Raw genomic sequence first — 23,889 nt, 5'->3', positions numbered from 1 at the left:
CAAGCGCGGCAGGGCTTCGCCTGCGACTCGTGACGAAACCACACCACCCCAGGCCAGCGAGAAAACAGGAGCCCAACCGGCAGCCGGGCAAACACGAGCCCGACCGGTGGGGCGAAACAGGAGCCGAACCCGGCGGGGAGAGACAGGAGCCCAGCCGGTGGGGAGACAGGAGCCCAACCGGCAGCCGGGCAAAACAGGAGCCCGACCGGTGGGGCGAAACAGGAGCCGAACCCGGCGGGGAGAGACAGGAGCCGAACCCGGCGGGGAGAGACAGGAGCGCGACTCGGCAGGGGCAAACAGGAGCTGGCCGGGGTAAGGAGAAAACGTCTACCCGACCCGGCGGTTGAGCGAGGCTCGGAGTGATCATCGTGGCTCCCCTCTCCGCGCGCTTCCATATCTGCGGGCGCGGGCGGCTGTGCGGTCGTGACATGAAGGAGACGCCCCACCCCCAGGATCAGGACAACCACCACCCGATCAGGTGACGCCAGGGCCCTGAACACGCAAAAGGGCCGCCCGAAGAAGTCCCCGGACGGCCCAAGAGCGAGAAGAGCTACAGCGTGCGCGTCACCTTGTTCAGGCCCCGAGGGCTGTCCGGGTCGCCGCCCCGGGCCAGCGCCAACCCGTGCGCCAGCCGCTGCACCGGCAGGATTTCCAGCACCGGCGCCACCTCCTCAGCGGTTTCCGGGATGGAGATCGACAGCGTCGCGCCCACCTTCTCCGAGGCGGAACCCACCGCGACGACGTCGGCGCCGCGTTGGTGCACCACGTCGAGAGCGTCGCGCAGCGAGTCGCCGCCCTTGCCCAACGACGTGATCGCCAGGACCGCCGTCTCGCCGTCCACGGCGGCGACCGGGCCGTGCAGCAGGTCGGCGCCCGAGTAAGCGCGTGCCGCCAGGTAGGACGTCTCGGCCAGCTTCAAAGAAGCTTCCAAGGCCGTTGCGTACGAGTAGCCGCGGCCGGTGGTGAGCACCCGGTCGACGAAGCGGTACCGGCGCACGGCCTCGTCGACGGAAGGTGCCGAGGCGTCCAAAGTCACCTGAGCAAGGTCACCAAGTGAAGCGGCCGCCGAGCCGTTGCCGCCGCGCACCGCGTCGATGAGCAGGTACAGCGCCAGCAGCGTCGCCGAGTAGGTCTTCGTGGCGGCGACCGCGTGTTCGACGCCGGCCGACACGTCCACCGAGAGTTCGGCGGCGGCGTTCAGAGGAGAAGAAGGTGTGTTCGTCACCGCGACGGTCAGGGCGCCGCGGCGGCGGTAGGAGGCGGTGACCTCCAGGAGGTCCGGGGAGCCGCCGGACTGCGAGACGGTCACCAGCAGGACGTCGCGGAGGTCGGGTTCGGCGCCGTACAGGGTCGTCGTGGAGGCGGAGACGAGGCCTGCCGGGAGCTGCAGGAGGATCTCGGTCAGGTACTTCGCGTAGATCGCGGCGTGGTCGCTTGAGCCGCGGGCCGCGAACAGGACGAAGCGAGGGGCGCGCTCGCGGATGATGGCCGCCACCTCAGCGATTGACGACCGTGACGCGTACAGAGACGAGAAGATCGACGGCTGGGCGGCGATCTCCGCGGCCATGTGCTGGCCGGGCTGGGGTGTGGTCATGTCGTGCCTTTCAGGATCAGCTCGGCCGCGGCTCGGAGGCTCACCCGAGAACCGCCGTGGGTGTCGATGCGGGCGACGCTGCCCAGGTCAGGACCAGGCACGCCCGTTTCGACGTGCACCACGTCCAAGCCCAGATTAGTTAAGTTTGTTACCAGTTGTCGAGCGCTGGTGTGGCGGTGGGCGTCGCGCGTCACCACCACGATCGTGCGGGAGCCGGCCACGCGCGCGACCTCGTCCGCGGAGATGTCGCGAGCGGAGACGACCTCCGTGCCCGGCAGGACCTCCGAGAGGTACGGGCCGAGGCCCCACGGGACGTCGCCGACCGCGATCGACGGGTCCACCACCAGGTCCACGACGACCGGGTCGGTACCGACACTAACCCTGCCACGTGCCGAAACAGCGCGTCGAGCGGCCGTGAGACCGATCTCAGCGTCGTGCGCGTCGACGGTGGAAGGGGGCAGGCCCAGCGCCAGCGAGCGGGCGGCGGCCTGGGCCAGGCGCTCTTCCGGCAACGAGCCGGACTTCACCGCGGCCACGATCGAGTCGATCAGGTACTGGATCTCGGCGTCGTCGAGCGGCATGCCGCCCAGGCACATCGCGTCGACACCGGCGGCCAGGGCGCGCACGGCACCGGCTGCCAGGTCTCCGCCCACGGCCTTCATGTCCAGGCCGTCGGTGATCACCGCGCCGGTGAAGCCCAGCTCGGTGCGCAGCAGGTCGATCGCGTGCTTGTTCAACGTCACCGGCTCGTTGCCCCACTCGGGGATCACGAGGTGGCCGGTCATGATCGACCGCACGCCCGCGTTCACCGCCGCGCGGAACGGCACCAGCTCCACCTCGCGCAGCTGCTGCTCGGTGCGCGGCAGCACCGGCAGCTGCTCGTGCGAGTCCTCTGTGGACGCACCGTGGCCGGGGAAGTGCTTGGCGCAGGCGGCGACGCCCACGGCCTGCAGGCCCTCCACCCACGCGGCGACGTGCCGCGCGGCGAGCACCGGGTCCGAGCCGAAGGCCCGCACGCCGATGATCGGGTCGTCCAGCGTCAGCACCAGGTCCGCCGACGGCGCCAGGTTCAACGAGATGCCACAACGGGCCAGGCGCGCGCCGATCGACGCGGCCACCGAGCGGGTCAGGTCGAGGTCGTCCGCCACGCCCAGGGCGTAGTTGCCGGGCACCTCGGACCCGCGGCCCGCGTCGAGGCGGGTGACGTCGCCGCCCTCCTCGTCGATGCCGATCACCACGTCCGGCCGCACCGAACGCAGCTCAGCGCAGAGCGACGCCACCTGCTCGTCGGACTCCACGTTGCGGCCGAACAGGACCACACCGCCGAGACCGTCAGCGACCCGGCGCAGCAACCAGTCGGGGGCGGTCGTTCCGTGGAACCCGGGCAGCAGAACGGCAGCGGCCAACTGATCCACGCGTCATCCCTTCACGGCACCGGCGGTGACGCCGGCGACCATCTTGCGCTGAACGATGAGGAAGAACACCAGTGCGGGCACCGTGAACAGCACCGAGGCGGCCATCGCGCCACCCCAGTCGGTGCCGAACGCGGTCTGGAAGCCCGACAGCCACACCGGGAGCGTCTCCAGGTCCTGGCTGCGGATCAGCACCTTCGCGAACAGGAACTCGTTCCACGCCGTGATGAACGCGAACACCGACGTCGCCACGAGACCCGGCCCGAGCAGCGGCAGCGTCACCTTCTGGAACGCACCCCAGCGCCCGCAGCCGTCGACCATCGCGGCCTCTTCGAGCTCGACCGGGATGCCGTTGACGAACCCGCGCAACGTCCACGCGCAGAACGGCAGCGTGACGGCGAAGTACACCAGCACCAGCGACGACAGGTGTTCGTAGAGCTGCAGGTCCCGCATCATCAGGAACATCGGGATCAGCAACGCCTCGAACGGCGCCATCTGCGCCACCAGCATCAGCAGCACGAAGCTCTTGCGGCCGCGGAACGCGAACCGCGACATCGCCACCGCCGCCGTGATGCCGACGATGATCGCCGCCAGCACCGCGATCAGCGTGACCATCAGGCTGTTGCCGAGCGAGGACAGGAAGCCCGGCTTCGACCACGCCGTGGCGAAGTTCGAGAACGTCACCGAGAACGGGATCAGGTCGTAGTCCGACGTGATCGTCGAGCCCTTCGGCTTCAACGCGGACGTGATCATCCAGTACGTCGGGAACAGGAAGAACAGCGCGAGCACGATGCCCACGACGTTCGCTGCGGACTTCTTGAGCATCAGATCTTGCCCTCCTCGGTCTGCAGCAGCTTGCGCAGGTACTGGAACGTGATCAGGCCGAGGATGACCATCATCAGCACGGAGATCGCGGCCGCGACGCCGAAGTGGCTCTTCGCGATGCCCTCCAGGTACTGCAGCACCGGCAGCGTCGTGCTCTCACCGCTGGGCCCGCCCTCGCGGAACACCCAGATCTGCGCGAACACCTTGAAGTCCCACAGCACCGACAGGAACGTCACCATCAGCAGCAGCGACCGGATCTCCGGCCACGTCACCGCGCGGAACGTCTGCCAGCCCGACGCGCCGTCGATGCCGGCGGCCTCGTAGAGGTCGCGGGGGATGCCGACGAGCCCTGCGTAGAGCGAGAAGGCGAGGAAGGGGATCGCCTGCCACACGATCAACAGGCCGACGACGGACAACGTCGAGGAGCCGGAGGAGAACCACGAGTACCCGGCGAAGGAGTCGAACCCGAGCTGCACCAGCGTCTTGTTCAAGATGCCGTAGTTCTGGTCGAACATCCACTGGTAGACCGTGGTGGACGCGAGGATCGGCATCGCCCACGCGCACAGCATCGCGATCTGCAACGCGATCCGCACCCACGGGGTCAGCACGCGCATCAGCAGCGCGATCCCGAGGCCCATGCCCACCGACGCCACGACGACGGACACGGTGAACACGACGGTCCGCAGCGAGACTTCCCAGAAGCGCTCGTCCTGCAGCACGGTCATGTAGTTGTCGAGGCCGGTCCACACGATCTCGCCGCGCACCAGCTCACCGAGGTTGAGCTGGCGGAAGCTCGTCACGAACACCGAGACGACCGGCCAGCCGATCAGCCAGAGGATCGCGATGAGGGCGGGGGCCAGCAGCAGGTAGGGCAGCGCCCGGTCGAAGGCGCCGCCCCGGCGGCGCTTGCGTGCGCCACCCGTCACGGCAGGCGGCAGCGCCGGCGGGATGCTCCCGGCCGGCGCTGCCGTTTCGGTCGTCTTGACGGCCGTCATCTCAGCTGGGTTATCCCATGGCCTTGGTGACGGCGTCGCTCGCGTCCTTCGTCGCCTGGTCCAGCGACTTCGCGCCGGTCAGGTACGCGGTGAGCGCGTCCTTCAGCGGGTTCTGGCCCGCCTCGACGGCCGCCCACTTCGGCGTCACCGGGGTGACCTTGCCGTTGGGGGACGACTCCGCCATGGCCTTGCCGATCGCGTTGGTCGCGAGCTTCGCGGTGTCCTTCGAGGTACCGGGGACGGCGCCACCCTCGGCGAGCATGTCCTGGTACTTCTTCGACGACAGCAGCGCCAGGTACTTCTTGGCCGCGTCCGCGTTCTTGCTGGACGCCGGGATCGCGAGGTTCGAGCCACCGAGGAACACCGGAGCGGCAGCGCCGGCCTTCTTCGACGGGATCGGGAACGCCGAGATCTTGTCCTTCAGCTCCGGCTTGGCCTTGACGGCACCGGCGAGCTCCCACGGGAGGCCGACCATCATGCCGACGTTGCCCGTGCCGAAGACCTCCATCTGCTGGGGCTTCGCCTCGTCGATGTCAGCCGGGACCTTCTTGGCGGCCGAGGCGTCGTAGAGCGCCTTGTAGGCCTCGAAGCCCGCCTTCGACTGCGCGGAGTCGAGCGTGCTCGTCCACTTGCCGGCGTCCTGCTTGGCGACGTCGCCGCCCTCGTCCCAGATCAGCGAGAGCAGGAAGTACCAGGACTGGCCGGGCAGGTACAGCGCCTGGAAGTCCGGGTTGGACGCGTTCGCGGCCTTCAGCTTGTTGATCGCGTCGATCCACTCGGCACGCGACGTCGGCGGCTTCGCGATGCCGGCCGCCTGGAACAGGTCCGTGCGGTAGATGACGGTGCGGTTCGCCGCGTAGAACGGCACACCGTACTGCTTGCCGTTGAGCGTCAGCGAGTCCTTGAGACCGCCCAGCCACTCACCGCTGTTGAACTGGCTCGCGTCCGCGGTGAGGTCGGCCAGCGTGCCCTGGTCGGCGAAGCTCGCCGTCTGGGTGTTGCCGAGCTCGATGACGTCCGGGGGCGTGCTGCTGGCCAGTGCCGTGGTCAGCTTCTCCTGGATGCCGGTCCACTTCTGGACCTCGTACTTGACCTTGATGCCGTTCGCGCTCTCGAACTCCTTGTTCAAGGCGTCGGTCAGGGTCGTCGGCGCGGAGCCGTCCATGAGCCACACGGTGATCTCTTTGGTCTCCGTGCTGCTACCGCTGTTCGTGCTCGTGCCACATCCGGACACGGCCACTGCCAGTGCGGCGGCACCAGCAGCGAGTCCTCTCCAGCCCTTCACAGTCGCGCCCTTTCACCAAGCCCGGCCCTCGCCGGAACGTCCAAGTGGTGTAGACCAATGCGGAACAGCGTGTGCCGCGTCACTGCTCCTGTCAAGCGCGTTGCCAAAGCGTTGCGGAGTCCTCGGACCTTTTTTGTGTCGAATGGCGGGGGTTCGAACGCACGAAAGGACCCGGACAAGGCATCCTTGTGGAGCGTGACATGGAGTGCGAGGAGGAGGCCATGCTGGAGACGACGCCTGCATCAGGCGTGGACGCCAGGACGCGGGCGCAACGCGAACCCAAGTACTGGGGTCTCAAGCGGCACCTGCTCGACCTGTTGAGGGCGCTGCCGCCTGGTTCGCCGATCCCCACGGAACGGTCGCTCGCCGCGGAGTTCGACGTCTCCAGGACCACCGTCCGCCAGGCGCTCGCCGAGCTGACGGTGGAGGGCAGGCTGCTCCGGGTGCAGGGCAAGGGCACCTTCGCGGCCGAGCCCAAGGTCGCCCAGAGGTTGCAGCTGTCTTCGTACACAGAGGACATGCGCGCCCAGGGCCGCGTGCCGTCGTCGAAGCTGATCGAGGCCTCGGAGATGCCCGCGGAGGCGGAGCTCGCCCGCTACCTGGGCGTGCGGCCCGGTGCCAAGGTGCTGCGCCTGCACCGCCTGCGCCTCGCCGACGACGAGCCGATGGCGATCGAGACGACCCACCTCGCGCTCGGCCGGTTCCGCGGTCTGCGCCGCTACCTGGCGCCCGGTGCCTCGCTGTACCAGGTGCTGTCCGAGCGGTTCGGCGTCGAGATGGGCCACGCCGAGGAGACCATCGAGACCGCGCTCGCCTCGCCGGAGGAGGCCGAGCTGCTCGGCGCCGACATCGGCCTGCCGATGCTGCTGCTCTCGCGGCACTCGTTCGACACCGAGGGCAACCCGATCGAGTGGGTGCGCTCGGTCTACCGGGGCGACCGCTACAAGTTCGTGGCCACGCTGAACAGGCCGTCTTGATCGGCCGCGGATGATCGCCTGGGGCACACCGCGGGCCCGCGCGGTGCTCGCCACGACGATCCTCGGCTCGGGCATGGCGATGCTCGACGGCACGATCGTCAACGTCGCCCTGCCCCGCATCGGCGCGGAGTTCAGCGCGTCGGTCACCGACCTGCAGTGGATCCTCAACGGCTACATGCTGGCGCTGGCCTCGCTGATCCTGGTCGCGGGCTCGCTGGGCGACCGGTTCGGCCGCCGCCGCGTCTACATCGCCGGCGTGGTCTGGTTCGGTCTCGCCTCGCTGCTGTGCGGCGTCGCGTGGAACGTCCCGGTGCTGGTCGCGGCACGGGTGCTGCAGGGCGTGGGCGCGGCGCTGCTGACGCCGGGAGCGCTCGCCATCCTGCAGTCGTCGTTCAACCGCGAGGACCGGTCGCGGGCGATCGGCGCCTGGTCGGGGCTGTCCGGCGTGGCCACCGCGATCGGGCCGTTCGTCGGCGGGCTGCTGGTGCAGGCCTGGTCGTGGCGGCTCGCGTTCCTGGTGAACCTGCCGGTCGCGGCCCTGTGCGTGTGGCTCGCGCTGCGGTCGGTGCCGGAGTCGCGGGACGAGACCGCGGGTCACCCCAACTACCTGTCCGCGCTGGTCGGGGCGGCGGGCCTGGCGCTGCTGACCGGCGGCCTGGTCGAGCAGTCGTACCTGGTGGCGGCGCTCGGCGCGGCCGCGATGATCGCGTTCGGCGTGGTTCAGGTCCGCTCGCCCGATCCGCTGGTGCCGCCGGCGCTGTTCCGCGACCGCACGTTCCTGGTCGCGAACCTGCTGACGTTCCTGGTGTACGCGGCACTGGGCGGCGTGATGGTGCTGCTCGTGCTGCAGCTGCAGGTCTCGCTGGGCTACTCGCCGACGGCGTCGGGCCTGGCCAGCGTGCCGATCACGATCATCATGCTGCTGGCGTCCTCGACCTCGGGCCGGATCGCCCAGCGGTACGGCCCGCGCCTGCAGCTGGTCGCCGGCCCGATCGTGGTGGGTGCCGGCATGCTGCTGCTCAGGAACGCCGAGCCAGGCGCGAGCTACCTGACCGGCGTGCTGCCGGGCGTGCTGGTGTTCGGCCTCGGCCTGGCCGCGGTCGTCGCACCGGTCACCGCGACCGTGCTGGCCTCGGCACCCGATCATCACGCGGGTGTCGCGTCGGGCGTCAACAACGCCGTGGCGCGCACCGGCAGCCTGCTCGCGATGGCCGTGCTGCCGGCCGCCGTCGGGCTCATGGGCGACGACTACACGAACCCGGCGGTGATGACGTCCGGCTGGCGGATGGCGCTCGTGCTGTGCGCGGTGGCGGCGATCATCGGCGGCGTGCTGGCGTTCGGCGTCGACAACCGGGTGCTGGCGACCGACCACGAGCAGCCGGACAACCCGCACCCCGGCGACTGCCTGCACTGCGGTGTCGAGGGCCCGCCCACGCACATCCGCTCAGCCGGCGAGAAGGCGCACCAGTAGCGCGGGGTCGATGTTGCCGCCGGACACGACGGCGACACCACCGCCACCCAGCTTGGCCTGGGCCGCGACGGCGACCGCTCCGCTCGGCTCGACGACGAGCCGGGCCTGCCGTGCCAGCGCCGCCACCGCGCCGAGGATCTCCTCCTCGGTCACGGTGACCACGTCGTCGACGTAGGCGCTGATGTGCGCCCACGTCAGCTCCGAGGGCTCGTCCCGCAACGCGTCGGCGACCGTCCTGGCGCGGTCCACGGGGTCCCACCGCACCAGCTCACCCGCCCGCACCGACGCCGCGATGTCCCCGGCCAGCTCGGGCTCCGCGCCGACCACCCGCACGTCCGGCTTGATCGACTTGATCGCGGTGGCCACTCCGGAGATCAGCCCGCCGCCGGACATCGGCACCACGACCGTCTCGACCGACGGCAGGTCGGCCAGGACCTCCAGGCCGATCGTGCCCTGCCCGGCGATCACGTCGGGGTGGTCGAACGGCGGGATCAGCACCGCGCCGCGTTCGGCGACGAGCTCCTGCGCCCGCTGCACCCGCTCGGTGATCCCGACGATGAACACCTCGGCACCCAGCGCACGGGTGGCCTCGACCTTCACCTCGGGCGTGTTCGACGGCATCACGATCGCCGACGGCACCCCGTGCAACCGCGCGGCGTAGGCGACGGCCTGGGCGTGGTTGCCGCTGGAGTACGCCACCACGCCGCGCGACGGGTCCTCCACACGTGCCAGCGCGTTGAGCGCACCGCGCAGCTTGAAGGCGCCGATCGGCTGCAACGACTCGGGCTTGAGCCATCCGGACCCGAACGGCAGCAGGGGCGTGCGCACCACGTGCGGGGCGATCACCCGTGCCGCCGCCTGGACGTCTGGGAGCGCGATCATCCGAGGATCGACGCGAGCAGCGACGGTTCCAGGTTTCCACCGGAGACCACCGCGACCGTCTTGCCCTCCGGCAGCGACCGGTTCAGGTGCGCCGCGACGACCGTGGCACCGGACGGTTCGGCCACCGTCCTGGTGCGCCGCGCGATCTGCCGCACGGCGTCGAAGATCTCGTCCTCCGACACCGTGACGATGTCGTCCACGTACTCCTTGATGTGCGCGAAGGTCAGCTCCGACGGCTCGGCGCGCAGGCCGTCCGCCGACGTGCGGGCGCGGTCGTGCGCGTCCCACCGCACCAGCTCACCGGCGCGCAACGACGCCGCGGCGTCACCGGCCAGCTCCGGTTCGACCCCGATCACGCGGGCGTTGGGGCACAACGCCTTCACCGCCACGGCGACGCCGGAGATCAGCCCGCCGCCGCTGACCGGCACCAGAACCGCCGTCACGTCAGGAAGATCGGCGCAGATCTCCAGGCCGACCGTGCCCTGCCCGGCGATCACGTCGAAGTGGTCGAACGGCGGGATCAACGTCGCCCCGCGCTCCTGCACCAGCTCGGCCGCGCGCGACTCGCGCTCGGTGATGCCGACGACGAACACCTCGGCACCGTGCGCGCGCGTCGCGTCGATCTTGAGCTGCGGCGTGTTCTCCGGCACGACGATCGCCGCCCGCATGCCGAGCATCTTGGCCGCGTACGCCACCGCCTGCGCGTGGTTGCCGCTCGAGTACGCCACGACACCGCGCTCGCGGTCCGCGGAAGGTATGCGGGACAACGCGTTCACCGCGCCGCGCTGTTTGAACGCGCCGATCGGCTGCAGGTTCTCCGGCTTGATCCACAACGTGGAGTCGAAGGGCAGCAACGGAGTTCGCACGACGTGCGGGGCGATCGCGGCGGCGGCCGCGCGGACGTCCTCGATGGTCACCAGGCGCATGTGTCGATGATGCACGTCACGGGGTCACAACCGGTGAACTGTGCCCAACGTCCTACGTGTGTCATGGCTGATAAGGAGAAGATCACCCCCGTCAAGCTCGCCGCGAGCGTGCTCGCCGCCGTCACCGCGGCCGTGCTGAGCCTGCGCCTGAACGTGGTCGGCACGATCATCGGCGCGGTCCTCGCGAGTGTCGTCACCACCGTGGGCGCCGTGCTCTACCAACGGTCGATGGAGCGCGAGAAGCGCTGGCAGGTCGTCGCCGTCGGCGGCTTGCTCGCGTTCGTCGTCGCGGTCCTCGCCGTCACGAGCGTCCACCTCGTCACGGGCAACCCGAGCGGCGCCGGTCCGGCGGAGCAGGCGGAGACCTCAGAGCCGCGGAAAACGGTCACCCGCACGGAAACCAGCACGCCGCCGGCCACCGAGACGATCACCGTCACGCCCCCGCCGGGCGCGCCCGGACAGTCGTCGGCCGAAAGCACCACGCCCACTGCGCCGACCACCACGACGACAGAGAACCGGCAGCCGGCCGACAGCTCGACGCCTCCCTCCAGCGCCGACCCCATTCGGTGATCACGTCACTACTTTGAGCGATAGTTAACTGTCAATTGCTACGCACCGCAGTTGATCTGTCGTGAGCTGTGACACACTTCGTCCACAGTCGGGTTTGGGCGTAATAGATAACAGACCCGTAACGTCACTCGATCGGGCGAAAGATTAGCTCCGAAAGAGACGGAACAGAGCGAAGAGGAGGGCGCATGAGGCTCGTGGCCACACCACTGGAGCGCGGCGCCCGTGTCACACGGACGGGATTGGGAGGGGTGGGGCGACCCCTGCCGCCGCCCCACCACCCGTCCCCCTAGAGCCCCCGAGAGAGGTCCCTGCAACCAATCTCTCGGGTTCCCCTGCACCCGAAAGTGAGGGAGACGTTGATGAACCGCACGAGTGCGGCCCGTGTTACCGGTGCCCTGTTGCTCGCCACCGGAGTCGTGACTGCTCTCAGCGTACCGGCGTTTGGTGCGCCTGCCGCGCCAGTCGGCGGAACTGGTTCCGATACGGAGAGCTACCCGGCCGAGTTGCTCCAAGCGGTCGAGCGTGATTTGGGCCTGAACGCTGACCAGGCACGCGTCCGGTTGGCCTCTGACCTCAAGTCGAGCGAAATCGCGGAGCAGGCGAAGGCCTCTCTGGGCGACGCGTTCGGCGGAGCCTGGATCGAGCAGTCGACCGGCAGACTGACCGTCGCCGTGACCAAGCCGGGACTCTCCGTGACCGGCGCGGACACCAAGGTCGTCGCGAACTCGCTCACCAAGCTCAACGGCACCAAGTCGGTGCTCGACCTGATGAACGCTCCTGAGTCGATCGCCAGCTGGCGTGTCGACGAGAAGTCGAACAGCGTCGTGATCGAGGTCAACAAGAACACCAGGGACGCCGCGGCGGAGCAGTTCATCGCCACCGCGAAGTCCCTCAACCCGGCCGTCGCGGTCGAAGAGGTGACCGAGAACGCGAAGCCGCTGTACGACCTGCGCGGTGGCGACGCGATCTACATGAGCGGCGGCGGCCGCTGCTCGCTCGGCTTCTCGGTCTCCGGCGGCTACGTGACGGCGGGCCACTGCGGCACCACCGGCACCAGCGTCTCCGGCTTCAACCGGGTCGCCCAGGGCACGTTCGCCGGCTCGTCCTTCCCGGGCAACGACTACGCCTGGGTGCGGACGAACTCCAACTGGACCCCGCGTCCGTGGGTGAACCGCTACAACGGCACCAACGTGACGGTGCGCGGCTCCCAGGCTGCCGCGGTCGGCGCGTCGATCTGCCGCTCGGGTTCCACCACCGGCTGGCGCTGCGGCACCGTCCAGGCGCACAACCAGTCGGTGCGCTACCCGCAGGGCACGGTGTCGGGTCTCACCCGCACCAACGCCTGTGCGGAGCCGGGTGACTCCGGTGGTTCGTGGGTGGCGGGCACCGGCTTCGGCCAGGCCCAGGGCGTGACCTCCGGCGGTTCCGGCAACTGCTCCTCCGGTGGCACCACGTACTACCAGCCGGTCAACGAGATCCTGTCCGCCTACGGCCTGCGCCTGACGGTCGGCTAGAACTCCTCTGAAGGCGCCGCGGCACTCCGGTGTCGCGGCGCTTTCGCGTTCCTCAGACGAGCACGATCTTGCCGTGGGCGTGCCCGGTCTCGCTCAGCCTGTGCGCGTCGGCCGCGCGGGCGAGCGGGAAGACCTCGGCGAGCGGAACGGTGAACGCTCCTCGTTCCGCCAGTCCGTCGCCGTACACGACCGGGATCGCACCCAGTGAGGCGACGAAGTCCTGGGTCGCCGGTCCGGCGGTGCCGATCACCTTCGCGCCGCGTGCCGCCGCCAGCTGCACGGCGACCGTCCCGACCCCGCCCGCCGCGCCTGCGACCAGCACCGTCGTCCCGTCGCGCACCCCGAGCAGGTCCAGCGCCCTGGTGGCGGTCTCGACGTTGGCCGCCGCGCCGGCCTGCTCCAGCTCAGCCGCCGGCTTGGCCGCCCACACCGCGAGGACCGCGTGCTCGGCGTTGGCGCCGCCGAGCCGTGCCAGGTCGACCATCCCGAACACCTCGTCGCCCACGCCCACGCCGGTCACCCCGTCGCCGACCTCGTCGACGACACCGGCCGCGTCCACGCCGGGCACGTGCGGCAGCGGCACCTGCGCGCCGAACCGCCCGGAGCGCAGACAGGTGTCTCCCGGGGTGACTCCGGAGGCGCGCACGGCGACGCGGATCTGTCCGGTGCCCGCGTGGGGTTCCGCATTCTCGGCACAGATGGCCGCCTGCACGGCCGCGGTCGACGAGGGGCTGGCGCACCAGGACCCCTGGGAGGGGTTCCGCTGGACCGTGGCGGAGATCTGCCGGATCCACGTGCTCGACCGCGGGTTCGCGCCGGGCGAAGGCGGCGGGACGGCTGCGCGCCGACTTCTCGGTCGACGACATGGTGCTGCTGCTGACGGCGAGCGGGGGCGTCCGCAACGGGACGCCCGCCGTCGCGCAGCGGCTCGCCACCCTGTTCCTGGAAGGCTCAGCTGAACTGAACTGATCTTTTCGAGAGCCCGTACCAGAAGCCTTCGACGCTGGTGCGGGCTTTCTCGTCGCTCGCGGCCCCCAGTGCCACGAACAGCGGCGCGAAGTGCTCGGTCCGCGGGTGCGCGATCCCGGCGGCGGGTGCCTTCACCTGGAAGTCCAGCAACGCGTCCACGTCGCCGGCCGCCAGCTGCCGGTGGGCCCAGTCGTCGAACTCCTTCGACCACGACGGCGGCTCGTAGTCCGGTCCGGCCGGGAAGTTCACGCAGCTCAGGTTGTGCGTCATGAACCCGCTGCCGACGATCAGGACGTTCCTGTCCCGCAACGGCGCGAGCTTGCGGCCGATCGCGTGCAGCTCGCGCGGGTCGAGCGTGGGCAGCGACATCTGCAGCACCGGCACGTCCGCGTCCGGGAACATCTCCTTCAGCGGCACGTAGGCGCCGTGGTCGAGGCCGCGCTGCTCGTCCTGCTCCACGTGCCCGCCCAGCAGCTTGCGCACGTCCTGCGCCAGTTCGGGAGCGCCCGGTGCCTCGTAGGTGACCTGGTAGTAGCGCTGCGGGAAGCCCCAGAAGTCGTAGACCAGCGGCACGGTCTCGGTCGCGCCGATCGTCGTCGGCGCCTCCTCCCAGTGCGCGGAGACCATGAGCACGGCCTCCGGGCGCGGGAGTGTGGCGGACCAGTCCTTCAGCTCTCTGGTCCACGTGGCGTCATCGGCCAGCGGGGGTGCCCCGTGGCTCAGGTACAGCACTGGTGCGCTCACGGGGTCGAGCGTACGCCGGTTTGTTCAAATTTCAACGACTAAGTTCAACTTTGAACGATTCAGCGGCGGCGCGCGGGTCATCGGCGTCCGTGATGGCCCTCACCACGACCACGCGGGTGGCTCCGGCGGCCTTGACCTCGTGCAGGTTGGCCAGGTCGATGCCACCGATCGCGAACCACGGCCGGTCCGACCTCGTGGCCCGGACCAGATCGAGTCCTGGCGCCGGGCGACCGGGCTTGGTCGGCGTCGGCCAGCACGGGCCGGTGCAGAAGTAGTCCACGCCGGGCTCTTCCGCGGCCGCCGTCATCTGGTCGAGGTCGTGGGTGGACCGGCCGATCACCACGTCGTCGCCGACGATCCGGCGGGCCAGTGGCACCGGCAGGTCGTCCTGCCCGAGGTGCAGCACGTCGGCGTCCACGGCGTGCGCGATGTCCGCGCGGTCGTTGACGGCGAGCAGCCTGCCGTGGCGTGCGGTGACCTCGGCTAGGACCTCGAGCGCCTCGATCTCCTGCTTCGCTTCGAGTGACTTGTCCCGCAGCTGGATGATGTCGACGCCGCCGGCGAGGGCGGCGTCCGCGAACTCGGCCAGATCAGGCCGGTTCGGGGTGCAGAGGTACAGCGTCGCGTCGGCGAGTCGTTGCCTGATCAGGTTTCCGTCGAGTCCTGGCACGCACGCACGTTAACCGTTATGTTGAAGGCGGTCCGCACGGGAGCCTGGAGAAGACCGGGCTGAGAGGGAGCGTGGTTCGCTCCGACCGTCGAACCTGATCCGGGTCATGCCGGCGCAGGGAGCGTGAATGCCTTGAGCACTGTGGAAGTGACCGTCCTGGGTGGCGGTGTCATCGGCCTGTCCGTCGCGCTGTTCGCGGCACGGGCCGGCTACTCGGTCTCGGTGTCCGACCTCGGTTCGCCGCACGCCGGTTCACGGGTGGCGGGCGGCATGCTCGCGCCGTTGACCGAGGCCTGGCCCGGTGAGGAAGCCGTGGTGGCGCAGGGGGTCGAGGCGCTGGCGATGTGGCCGGAGTTCGCCGCGTCGATCGGCGTGGAGCTGTTCACCGCCGGCACGCTGGCGGTCGGCACGTCGCCGGGCGATCTGACCGACCTGCGGCACGCGGGGGAGTTGCTGACCTCGCGCGAGGTCCGCGCCTTCGAACCGTCGCTGGGCCCGGCCGTGCGCGGTGGGGTGCGCACGAGCGACCTCGCCGTGGACAACCGACTCCTGCTTTCCGCACTGTGGAAGGCGTGCGTCGAGGCCGGTGTTCAGTCCGATGTGGACGGACGGGTGCGGGTGATTGCGGCCGGGGCGTGGAGCGCGGGGCTGCACCCGGCGCTGAGGGACGTCATCCGGCCGGTCAAGGGCGAGATCCTGCGGCTCACCCACCGCCCCGGCGCGTTGCCGCCACCCCGGCACACGATCCGCGCGCTGGTCCAGGGCCGTGCCGTCTACCTGGTGCCGCGCACGGACGGCGTGGTCGTCGGCGCCACCCAGTACGAGGCCGGTTTCGACACCGACGTGACCGTGGCGGGTGTGCGGGACCTCCTGCGAGATGCGGAGGTCGTGCTGCCGGGTCTCGCCGAGTACGCGCTGACCGAGGCCGCCGTCGGGTTCCGCGCGGGCAGCCCGGACAACGTCCCCGTCGTGCGCGAGCTCGAACCCGGTGTCATCGCCGCGACCGGTCACCACCGCAACGGTCTGCTGCTGGCGCCGCACACGGCGCGCGAGGTGCTGCGGCTGCTCGAAGGAGGAACGTCGTGAAAGCAAAGGTCAACGGCACATTCCGGGACCTGGCCGACGGCACGTCGGTCGCCGCCGTGGTGGCGCTGGTGGGTGCGCCCGCGCAGGGCGTGGCCGTCGCGCTCGACGGTGCCGTGGTGCCGAAGGCGTTGTGGGAGAAGACGATCGTGCCGGACGGCGGCGTGGTCGAAGTGCTGACCGCGGTCCAGGGAGGCTGACGTGGACGATCCGCTCATCATCGCGGGCAAGGAGTTCCGCTCCCGGCTCATCACCGGCACCGGCGGTGCAGCCAACCTCTCGGTGCTCGAACGCGCGCTGGTCGCGTCCGGCACCGAGCTCACCACCGTGGCCATGCGCCGGGTCGACGCCGCCGGCCAGACCGGCGTGCTGGAGTTGTTGCGGCGCCTGGGCATCGAGGTCCTGCCCAACACCGCGGGCTGCCGCACGTCGGCCGAGGCCGTGCTCACCGCGCAGCTCGCCCGCGAGGCCCTGGAGACGAACTGGGTCAAGCTGGAGGTCGTCCACGACGAGGAGACCCTGCTGCCCGACCCGGTCGAGCTCCTCGACGCCGCCGAACGCCTCGTCAACGACGGCTTCGTGGTCCTGCCCTACACCAACGACGACCCGGTGCTGGCGCTGAAGCTGCAGGACATCGGCTGCGCGACCGTGATGCCGCTGGGGTCGCCGATCGGCACCGGCCTCGGCATCCGCAACCCGCACAACATCGAGCTCATCACCGCCCGCGCGACGGTCCCGGTCGTGCTCGACGCGGGCATCGGCACGGCCTCGGACGCCGCGTTGGCCATGGAGCTCGGCTGTTCGGCCGTTCTGCTCGCGACCGCCGTGACCCGCGCCGACAACCCGGAACTGATGGGCGCCGCGATGCGTTGTGCGGTGGAAGGCGGCCGGCTCGCGAAGCTGGCAGGCCGCATCCCGCAGCGCTTCTGGGCCCAGGCCTCGTCACCTGGACTGTGACCGTTCCGTCCCTTTGCCAGATCTTGCCGAGGTGGAGCCGCTACCTTGGGTGCACACGTGTTGGGGGAAGATGGACCATTGCCTGTTCCCGAGGAGGACTAGACGTCGTGACGGCCCCCATTGACGCCGAGGTCGAGGACGCGACCGCGCGCCTGTACCTGGCGATCGGCCGGCTGGCCCGGTTGCTGCGACGCACCGGTTCCCCCGGACTCGGCCCCGGCGCGGTCTCCGCGCTGGCGACGCTCGCCCGCTGCGGCCCCATGCGCCTGGGCGACCTCGCCACCAAGGAGGGCGTGGCCCCTCCGACGCTGTCCCGCATCGTCGCCGCCCTCGTCGAGGCGGGTTACGTGAAGCGCGAACCCGACCCGCAGGACGGCCGCGCCTGGCTCGCCACCCCCACGCCCGAGGGCGAGACCATGGTGTCCGGCGTGCGTTCCGCGCGGGTGCGTGAGCTGCAGCGCCGCATCGAACAGCTCACGCCCGAACACGTCTCGGCTTTGGTGAACGCCTTGGACGCGTTGGAAACCCTGGTCGGCGAAGAGTCGAAGTAGGTCCTCACCCGTCGGTGCGCAGCAGGGCGTGCTGGTGCATGTCGTGCCAGCCGTCCGCCTGTCGCGCCGAGCCCCGCAGCGTGTCCTCGACGGCGAACCCGAGCTTGGTCGCGACCCGGCACGACGCCGCGTTGGCCGTCGAGTGCTCCAGCGCGACCCGGTGCAGGCGCAGGACGTCGAAGACCCAGCGGGTCAACGTCCTGGCGGCCCGCACCGCCACCTCGGCGCCGCGGGCCTCGGGCAGCACCCAGTACGACAACGCCGCCGACCCCTCGAACAGCGAGACCGCGCGCAGGCCGACCTGACCGACGACCCGGCCGGTGTCGTCGACCACCGCCCAGCTGGAGTCCTTCTCGCCGTCCCACCGCGTCGCCCAGTCCGCGATCCACTCGCGAGCCTCGTCGAGCGTGTCCATCCGCCGGATGTGCCACCACTGGATGTCGGGACAGGAGAAGGCCGCCAGCACGGCGGCGGCATCGGCGTCCTGCCACGGCCGCAACACCAGCCGGTCACCGGTCAGCCGCGGTTGGTCGAGAGCGCGCAACGACCCGGCGGGCCGGGTGGGATCCACGGTCAGGGGCACCGCACCATGATCAGCGAGTGGTGACGACCTGCGCCAGCGCCTGGTTGAACGCGTCGAACTCCGCCACCAGCACCTCACGCGTCTGCGCCAGCACGTCGGTGGCCATCACCCCGCTGAACTCCTCGGCGTTCACCAGCCGCGTGCCGCCCTCGACCGCCGTGAGCTCCCAGCGGTGACGCCCGAAGAACGTCTCCGGATCACCGCCCTGGGACGACACGGCGTACGGCTCGACCGACACCAGCTCCCCCTCGAACTCGCGCTCGAACGGCGTGCCCTTCGCCGCCACCACCCGCGTCCGAACCCCGTCCACCTGCACGTACTCCATGACGGGGTTCCACGCGGCATAGCCCGCGAAGTCCACCAGCACCTTCCACACGTCCTCCACCGGCGCGGGGATGACCAACGACGTCCTGATCTCATTTTCCTGCATGACCATGCAGCATAATGAGCGCGCGCTACTCTTTTTCGCATCGCAGGGATCAAGGGACAGGTGCAGCAGCGCGGCGTCGAGCGACGTCGCGAGATCGTCGGCGCCGCGATCGAGCTGTTCGGCACCAACGGCTACGCGGGCACGGGCGTCGCGGCCATCGCCAAGAAGGCGGGCGTCACGCCGTCAGCGGTCATCCACCACTTCGGCACCAAGGAAAACCTGCTCAAGGCCGTCCTCGACGAGTTCGACAGCCGGGCAGCCGCGCGCATCACCACCGCGGACCTCGTCCAAGCCCTGCTGGAAGACGCCGACTACACCATGCGGCACAAGGGTTTGGCCACGCTGCACACCGTGCTGCAGGCGGAGCACCTGGCCCGCGACGACGAGATCACCGAACGGTTCCGCGCCAGGAACCGGCTCCTGCGCGGCCACTTCGCCAAGACGCTGGGCGAAGCGGCCGCGACAGAGCTCATCGCGTTCCTCGAGGGCGCGCTCACGGTCTGGCTGCTCGACCCGGAGCAGACCGACCTGCGGGCGATGTACGCCCGTTACCTCTCCAACCTCCAGAACGGCGACACCGGCCCGTCCCCGGAACCCAGGGGATAGGCCGCCGCGACCGAGCGCACGATGAAGTCCTTGCCGAACCGCACCGCCTCCGGCACCGACGCCCCGCGCGCCAGCGCCGAGCTGATCGACGACGCCAACGTGTCACCGCTGCCGTGCGTGTGCGTGGTGTCGTAACGCGGGCCGGGCAGTTCCACAAAGTCGCGCCCGTCGTACAGCAGGTCCAGGCACTCCGGGTCGTCCCACATGTGGCCGCCCTTGACCAGCACCCACTCCGGCCCCAGCTCGTGCAGCGCCACCGCCGCGTCCCGCTGGCCGGCCCGGTCCTTCACCGCGATCCCGGTGATCAGCCGCACCTCGTCCAGGTTCGGCGTCACCAGCGTCGCCCGCGGGAACAGCAACCCCTTCAACGCATCGAGCGCCGAATCCGCCAGCAGCTGGTCCCCGTGCATCGACGCCGACACCGGGTCGACGACGAACGGAACACGACCCCGGCCGATCCCCACCGAGTCCAACGCCGGCGTGATCGCCTCGATGATCGCCGCCGACGCCAGCATCCCGGTCTTCGCCGCCTGCACCCCGATGTCCGACACCACCGACACGATCTGCGCAGCGACGACGTCGGCCGGGATCTCGTGCACCCCCGTGACGCCGAGGGAGTTCTGCACGGTCGCAGCCGTCAAAGCGACACACCCGTGCACTCCGCACGCGAACATCGTGCGGAGGTCGGCCTGAATGCCCGCACCACCGCCGGAATCGCTTCCGGCGATGGTGAGGACCCTCGGAGGTGTCACGAAGTCTCCACGACGGGCAGGTACACCTTGTTGCCGGTGCCGGCGAACTCGCCGGACTTCTCCGCCATGCCGGCCTCGATGGCCTCCACAGTGGACAGTCCGCGTTCCTCGGCGTAGCGCCGCACGTCCTGCGTGATCTTCATCGAGCAGAACTTCGGCCCGCACATCGAGCAGAAGTGCGCGGTCTTCGCGGGCTCGGCGGGCAGCGTCTCGTCGTGGAACGAGCGAGCCGTGTCCGGGTCGAGCGAGAGGTTGAACTGGTCCTCCCACCGGAACTCGAACCGCGCCTTCGACAGCGCGTCGTCCCAGTCCTGCACGCCGGGGTGCCCCTTGGCGAGGTCCGCGGAGTGCGCCGCGATCTTGTACGTGATCACACCGGTCTTCACGTCGTCCCGGTTCGGCAGGCCCAGGTGCTCCTTCGGCGTGACGTAGCAGAGCATCGCGGTGCCCAGCCAGCCGATCTGCGCCGCGCCGATCGCGGACGTGATGTGGTCGTAGGCCGGCGCGATGTCCGTGGCCAGCGGCCCGAGGGTGTAGAACGGCGCCTCACCGCACCACTCCTCCTCCAGCCGCACGTTCTCGGCGATCTTGTGCATCGGCACGTGGCCGGGGCCCTCGATCATGACCTGGACGTCCTTGGCGCGCGCGATGTGCGTCAGCTCGCCGAGCGTGCGCAGCTCCGCGAACTGCGCCTCGTCGTTGGCGTCCGCGATCGAGCCCGGCCGCAGCCCGTCACCCAGCGAGAACGTCACGTCGTAGGCCCGCAGGATGTCGCACAGCTCCTCGAAGTGCGTGTAGAGGAACGACTCCCGGTGGTGCGCCAGGCACCACGCGGCCATGATCGACCCGCCGCGCGAGACGATGCCGGTCACGCGCTTGGCCGTCAGCGGCACGTACCGCAGCAGCACGCCCGCGTGCACGGTCATGTAGTCGACACCCTGCTCGCACTGCTCGATCACGGTGTCCCGGTACACCTCCCACGACAGCGCCGCCGGGTCGCCGTTCACCTTCTCCAGCGCCTGGTAGATCGGCACGGTGCCGACCGGCACGGGCGAGTTGCGCAGGATCCACTCGCGCGTCTCGTGGATCCGCTTGCCGGTCGAGAGGTCCATGATCGTGTCGGCGCCCCAGCGGGTCGCCCACACCATCTTCTCCACCTCGTCCTCGATCGACGACGACACCGCGGAGTTGCCGATGTTCGCGTTGATCTTGACGAGGAACTTCTTGCCGATGATCATCGGCTCGGCCTCGGGGTGCTTGCGGTTCAACGGGATGACCGCACGCCCGATGGCCACCTCAGTGCGCACGAACTCCGCGTCGAGGTTCTCCCGCGCCGCGATGTAGCGCATCTCCGGGGTGATGATCCCGGCCTTCGCGTACGCGAGCTGGCTGACAGCTCCGTTGATCGGTTCCCGTGCGGCGATCCACCCCGACCTCAGGTCAGGAAGTCCACTGTGGACGTCGATGGTCGCGTTGTCGTCGGTATACGGACCGGAAGTGTCGTAGAGATCGACATGCTCGCCGTTGGTCAGCTCCACCCTGCGGCAAGGCACCCGGATGTCAGAAGCGACTTCGCGGTACACCTTGCGAGACCCCGAGATCGGGCCGGTGGTCACACTGGGCTTGACCGAACGGTCGTCAAGTGCCGTCACGACATTCCTCCCTACGCCGGCATTACCCGGTCAGGTTCAGGCGGTCGGTGACACCGGCATCACAGCCAGTCACCCTCTCAGCCCGCTCAGGCGCGAGCTCCCGCGTTGTGTTGAGTTGTCGAGACCTGACCATAGTCACGGTGCGCCGCAGCTGCCAAGGCCGCGTTTTGCCCCTAATCTTTCCCCGTGGCTGATCACCAGCCGTTCCCGCCCGGCGCGCGGCGCGGTCAACGTCCCGCCGTGGTCTCCGCATGCCCTTCGTGCGGTGAGCTCGCCGGCCGCGGCTACCCCGACTGCGGGTTCTGCGCCGAGCTGCTCGACCAGTTCTGGCTCGCGGACTGGGAGGCGCTGCGGACGTCCTCGCAGCTCGCCGACCGGGAGCTGGCCGAGCTCGTGACCTCCGCCGACGTCGGCGTGTACCCGTGGACCTGCGTCGACTGGGCGATGACGCTGCTCGCGTGCTCCCGCTGCGGTGCCGAGCTCGGCACCGGGCCGGTCGAGTGCGTGCGCTGCGCGGTCACCGAGGAACGCCGCTGGAACTGGGACCACGCGGCCCACCCGAACACGATGAGCGCGAACGAGCACCTGCTGCGGGTCGCGCGGTCGGTCATGCGCGCCCCGCACCGCAAGCGCCCGGCCGTCGTGCAGGCCTGGAAGCTCGTGCTGCCGTTCCTCATCGCCGGCGAGGTGATCGAGTTCGGCCGTCTCGACCGCATCCGCGCGCACGTGCTGGCAGGCGGCTATGAGTCGCTCGCCGCCTGCCACCCTCGCCGAGCTGGCCGGGTTGCCCGAGCTGTTCTGGCGCCGGGGCGGTCCGACCTCAACGCGGGTCGAGTACCAGCCGGACTCCGAGCGCCAGCAGCACGCCGCCCGACAGCTTCTCCAGAGCCGTGCGCACCCGCGGCCTGCCGAGCCAGCCGCGGATGGTGTGCAGGACCGTGACGATGACCAGGTACCAGACGGTGTCGATCACCACCCAGAACGCGGCGAGGAAGAGCAGAACCCCCTGGCCGGCCTCCCCGGCGGGCACGAACTGCGGTAGGAACGAGATCGCGAACACGCCCAGCTTCGGGTTCGCGAGGTTGACGACCAGCCCGCTGCGGAACGCGCGGCTGGGCGGCGGCGCCTCGCCCGGCAGGCTCTTGCTGATCAGCGCCTTGATGCCGAGGTAGACCAGGAAGACCGCGCCGCCGATCCGCAGCGCGTGGTAGGCGATCTCCGACGCGGTGAGCAGCACCGACAGGCCCAGAGCCGCGGCGACGGCCCAGCACGCCACGCCGACCTCCATGCCGAACACCGTCGCCAGCGCGGCCCGCCGCCCGTGCACCGACTGTCGCAGGACCATGGCCGTGCCGGGTCCGGGCGACAGTGCGATGAGGAACGAGGCCGTCACGAAGGCGACGATGTTTTCCAGTGGCATGCCTCTGATGGTCGCCGACGCCCGCAAACGGGTTTCTTGACCTGGAGCGCGCTCCAGGATGTTCGCTGGTCGCCATGACGGATCTGGGGAAGTTGGGTTTCGGCACGTGGGCCATGGGTGGCCCGTTCACCTACGCCGGGCAGCCGGTGGGATGGGGACCGACCGACGACGAGGAGTCGCTCAAGGCGTTGCGCCGCGGTTTCGACCTGGGCGTCCGGCTGGTCGACACGGCGGACGTCTACGGCTGCGGGCACTCCGAGACGCTGGTGGGGCAAGCGTTTGCGGACGTGCGGGACGAGGTGGTGATCGCGACCAAGTGGGGTGACGAGTTCGACCCGGCCACGCGCGAGCTGACCGGCTACAACGGCACGGTTCCGTACCTGCGCGAGGCCGTCGAGGGGTCCCTGCGCCGGCTCGGCACCGACCGGATCGACCTGTACCAGCTGCACCTGGGCGACCTGGGCCTGGACGAGGCGGGGCTGCTGCGTGACGAGTGCGAGGAGCTGGTCGCGGAGGGCAAGATCGTGTCGTACGGCTGGAGCACCGACGACCCGGAACGGGCGCGGTTCTTCGCGCGAGGGAAGCACGGTGTGGCGGCGCAGGCGGACATCAACGTCCTGATGGACACGCCCGAGATGTACCGCGCGGCGGAGGAGGACGACTTCGTCGTGCTGTGCCGGCGCCCGCTGGCGATGGGCCTGCTCGCGCGGGAGACGTTCACCGAGCTGCCCGCCGACGACGTGCGGGTCACCGATCCGGGGTGGCTGCTGTTCTTCGAGAACGGCAAACCGACGCCGGCCTACTTCGAGGCCCGTGAGGCCGTCCGGGACGTGCTGACCTCGGGCGGCCGGACGCTCGTGCAGGGCGCGCTGGCGTGGTTCTGGGCGCGTTCTCCCCGGCTCGTCCCGATCCCGGGCGTGCGCACGGTGGCCCAGGCCGAGGAGAATGCGAAGGCACTGCAGTTCGGCCCGCTCACGCCTGAACAGCTCGCCCAGGTGGAGTCGGTACTGCGCTAGTACTC

General features: G+C 70.0%; 25 protein-coding genes and 2 riboswitches. Of the genes, 10 read left to right on the top strand and 15 right to left on the bottom strand.

Annotated features, from left to right (window positions below; genetic code table 11):
* Positions 1-550: 550 nt before the first annotated feature.
* Genes BBK82_RS12050 through BBK82_RS12030 form a run of 5 tightly spaced genes read right to left on the bottom strand, consistent with a single transcriptional unit; the run spans position 551 to position 6,111 of the window.
* Entirely contained in the window at positions 551-1,594 is a 1,044-nt protein-coding gene (locus BBK82_RS12050) for an SIS domain-containing protein (RefSeq protein ID WP_065915090.1), read from the bottom strand.
* The gene (locus BBK82_RS12045) at positions 1,591-3,009 is read right to left on the bottom strand and encodes a glycoside hydrolase family 3 protein (RefSeq protein ID WP_065915089.1); all 1,419 of its coding nucleotides are present in this window, start codon (positions 3,007-3,009) and stop codon (positions 1,591-1,593) included. Before BBK82_RS12045 ends, BBK82_RS12050 begins: the two co-directional genes overlap by 4 nt.
* 3 nt (positions 3,010-3,012) lie before the next feature.
* Entirely contained in the window at positions 3,013-3,831 is an 819-nt protein-coding gene (locus tag BBK82_RS12040) for a carbohydrate ABC transporter permease (RefSeq protein WP_065915088.1), read from the bottom strand.
* Positions 3,831-4,826: a carbohydrate ABC transporter permease gene (locus tag BBK82_RS12035; protein ID WP_065915087.1), complete on the bottom strand. Its 996-nt coding sequence runs from the start codon at positions 4,824-4,826 to the stop codon at positions 3,831-3,833. The genes BBK82_RS12040 and BBK82_RS12035 overlap by 1 nt, the downstream gene beginning before the upstream one ends.
* 10 nt (positions 4,827-4,836) lie before the next feature.
* Positions 4,837-6,111 (bottom strand): sugar ABC transporter substrate-binding protein, encoded by a 1,275-nt coding sequence (locus tag BBK82_RS12030; protein ID WP_065915086.1) that lies wholly within the window; start codon positions 6,109-6,111, stop codon positions 4,837-4,839.
* A 221-nt stretch (positions 6,112-6,332) separates the two neighbouring features.
* Here BBK82_RS12030 and BBK82_RS12025 point away from each other — a divergent pair, with 221 nt between their 5' ends.
* Together BBK82_RS12025 and BBK82_RS12020 are read left to right on the top strand one after the other, a co-directional pair.
* On the top strand, positions 6,333-7,088 hold the full coding sequence (locus BBK82_RS12025) for a GntR family transcriptional regulator (RefSeq protein WP_065921001.1): 756 nt from the start codon (positions 6,333-6,335) through the stop codon (positions 7,086-7,088).
* 10 nt (positions 7,089-7,098) lie between these two features.
* Positions 7,099-8,559, top strand: coding sequence for an MFS transporter (locus BBK82_RS12020; protein WP_065915085.1), 1,461 nt, complete (start codon positions 7,099-7,101; stop codon positions 8,557-8,559).
* Here BBK82_RS12020 and BBK82_RS12015 read toward each other — a convergent pair.
* On the bottom strand, positions 8,533-9,441 hold the full coding sequence (locus tag BBK82_RS12015; RefSeq protein ID WP_065915084.1) for a threonine ammonia-lyase: 909 nt from the start codon (positions 9,439-9,441) through the stop codon (positions 8,533-8,535). The genes BBK82_RS12020 and BBK82_RS12015 overlap by 27 nt on opposite strands.
* Entirely contained in the window at positions 9,438-10,367 is a 930-nt protein-coding gene (locus BBK82_RS12010) for a threonine ammonia-lyase (protein ID WP_065915083.1), read from the bottom strand. Before BBK82_RS12010 ends, BBK82_RS12015 begins: the two co-directional genes overlap by 4 nt.
* A gap of 63 nt (positions 10,368-10,430) precedes the next feature.
* Here BBK82_RS12010 and BBK82_RS12005 point away from each other — a divergent pair, with 63 nt between their 5' ends.
* Both BBK82_RS12005 and BBK82_RS12000 read left to right on the top strand, forming a co-directional pair.
* Positions 10,431-10,937, top strand: coding sequence for a hypothetical protein (locus BBK82_RS12005; protein ID WP_065915082.1), 507 nt, complete (start codon positions 10,431-10,433; stop codon positions 10,935-10,937).
* Between the two features lie 560 nt (positions 10,938-11,497).
* A complete protein-coding gene (locus BBK82_RS12000; RefSeq protein ID WP_335618079.1) occupies positions 11,498-12,451 on the top strand; it encodes a S1 family peptidase in 954 nt (317 codons plus the stop codon).
* A 52-nt stretch (positions 12,452-12,503) separates the two neighbouring features.
* Here BBK82_RS12000 and BBK82_RS11995 read toward each other — a convergent pair whose 3' ends face one another.
* From BBK82_RS11995 to thiE, 3 genes are all read right to left on the bottom strand, one after another.
* Positions 12,504-13,163: an alcohol dehydrogenase catalytic domain-containing protein gene (locus tag BBK82_RS11995; protein WP_065915081.1), complete on the bottom strand. Its 660-nt coding sequence runs from the start codon at positions 13,161-13,163 to the stop codon at positions 12,504-12,506.
* 239 nt (positions 13,164-13,402) lie between these two features.
* A complete protein-coding gene (locus tag BBK82_RS11990; protein ID WP_071812586.1) occupies positions 13,403-14,164 on the bottom strand; it encodes a dioxygenase family protein in 762 nt (253 codons plus the stop codon).
* Between the two features lie 31 nt (positions 14,165-14,195).
* Positions 14,196-14,834, bottom strand: a complete 639-nt coding sequence (gene thiE / locus BBK82_RS11985) for a thiamine phosphate synthase (protein WP_065915079.1) — start codon at positions 14,832-14,834, stop codon at positions 14,196-14,198.
* A gap of 26 nt (positions 14,835-14,860) precedes the next feature.
* A riboswitch (TPP riboswitch) is annotated at positions 14,861-14,972 on the top strand.
* 3 nt (positions 14,973-14,975) lie between these two features.
* Between thiE and BBK82_RS11980 the strand changes: the two genes are divergently transcribed.
* The 4 genes from BBK82_RS11980 (at position 14,976) to BBK82_RS11965 (ending at position 17,425) form a co-directional block, all read left to right on the top strand.
* Entirely contained in the window at positions 14,976-15,920 is a 945-nt protein-coding gene (locus tag BBK82_RS11980; protein WP_335618117.1) for an FAD-dependent oxidoreductase, read from the top strand.
* Positions 15,917-16,117, top strand: a complete 201-nt coding sequence (gene thiS / locus BBK82_RS11975) for a sulfur carrier protein ThiS (protein WP_065915077.1) — start codon at positions 15,917-15,919, stop codon at positions 16,115-16,117. The genes BBK82_RS11980 and thiS overlap by 4 nt, the downstream gene beginning before the upstream one ends.
* Position 16,118: 1 nt before the next feature.
* The gene (gene thiG / locus BBK82_RS11970; protein ID WP_065915076.1) at positions 16,119-16,874 is read left to right on the top strand and encodes a thiazole synthase; all 756 of its coding nucleotides are present in this window, start codon (positions 16,119-16,121) and stop codon (positions 16,872-16,874) included.
* 107 nt (positions 16,875-16,981) lie between these two features.
* Positions 16,982-17,425, top strand: a complete 444-nt coding sequence (locus BBK82_RS11965) for a MarR family winged helix-turn-helix transcriptional regulator (protein WP_237048146.1) — start codon at positions 16,982-16,984, stop codon at positions 17,423-17,425.
* A 4-nt stretch (positions 17,426-17,429) separates the two neighbouring features.
* Here BBK82_RS11965 and BBK82_RS11960 read toward each other — a convergent pair whose 3' ends face one another.
* On the bottom strand, positions 17,430-18,008 hold the full coding sequence (locus tag BBK82_RS11960; protein ID WP_065915075.1) for a GNAT family N-acetyltransferase: 579 nt from the start codon (positions 18,006-18,008) through the stop codon (positions 17,430-17,432).
* Between the two features lie 10 nt (positions 18,009-18,018).
* Positions 18,019-18,438 carry an SRPBCC domain-containing protein gene (locus BBK82_RS11955; protein WP_170067904.1) on the bottom strand — a complete coding sequence of 140 codons (420 nt, stop codon included), beginning with the start codon at positions 18,436-18,438 and terminating at the stop codon, positions 18,019-18,021.
* A gap of 60 nt (positions 18,439-18,498) precedes the next feature.
* Here BBK82_RS11955 and BBK82_RS56085 point away from each other — a divergent pair, with 60 nt between their 5' ends.
* On the top strand, positions 18,499-19,044 hold the full coding sequence (locus tag BBK82_RS56085) for a TetR/AcrR family transcriptional regulator (protein ID WP_065915073.1): 546 nt from the start codon (positions 18,499-18,501) through the stop codon (positions 19,042-19,044).
* Here the strand turns inward: BBK82_RS56085 and thiD are convergent.
* The 3 genes from thiD to BBK82_RS11930 form a co-directional block, all read right to left on the bottom strand.
* Complete coding sequence (gene thiD / locus BBK82_RS11945; RefSeq protein ID WP_065915072.1) at positions 18,987-19,796, bottom strand: bifunctional hydroxymethylpyrimidine kinase/phosphomethylpyrimidine kinase; 810 nt, start codon at positions 19,794-19,796, stop codon at positions 18,987-18,989. The two genes, BBK82_RS56085 and thiD, sit on opposite strands and share 58 nt — an antisense overlap.
* Complete coding sequence (gene thiC, locus BBK82_RS11940; RefSeq protein ID WP_065915071.1) at positions 19,793-21,448, bottom strand: phosphomethylpyrimidine synthase ThiC; 1,656 nt, start codon at positions 21,446-21,448, stop codon at positions 19,793-19,795. Before thiC ends, thiD begins: the two co-directional genes overlap by 4 nt.
* Positions 21,438-21,562: riboswitch (TPP riboswitch) on the bottom strand. Its footprint overlaps the gene before it by 11 nt.
* A 706-nt stretch (positions 21,563-22,268) precedes the next feature.
* Positions 22,269-22,868 carry a LysE family translocator gene (locus BBK82_RS11930; RefSeq protein ID WP_065915069.1) on the bottom strand — a complete coding sequence of 200 codons (600 nt, stop codon included), beginning with the start codon at positions 22,866-22,868 and terminating at the stop codon, positions 22,269-22,271.
* A gap of 74 nt (positions 22,869-22,942) precedes the next feature.
* Here BBK82_RS11930 and BBK82_RS11925 point away from each other — a divergent pair, with 74 nt between their 5' ends.
* Complete coding sequence (locus tag BBK82_RS11925; RefSeq protein ID WP_065915068.1) at positions 22,943-23,884, top strand: aldo/keto reductase; 942 nt, start codon at positions 22,943-22,945, stop codon at positions 23,882-23,884.
* The last annotated feature ends 5 nt before the right edge of the window (positions 23,885-23,889 follow it).

Source organism: Lentzea guizhouensis (assembly GCF_001701025.1).
GTDB lineage: Bacteria > Actinomycetota > Actinomycetes > Mycobacteriales > Pseudonocardiaceae > Lentzea > Lentzea guizhouensis.
The sequence above is the reverse complement of the archived record's forward strand: the minus strand, read 5'-3'. Positions and strand labels throughout refer to the sequence as shown.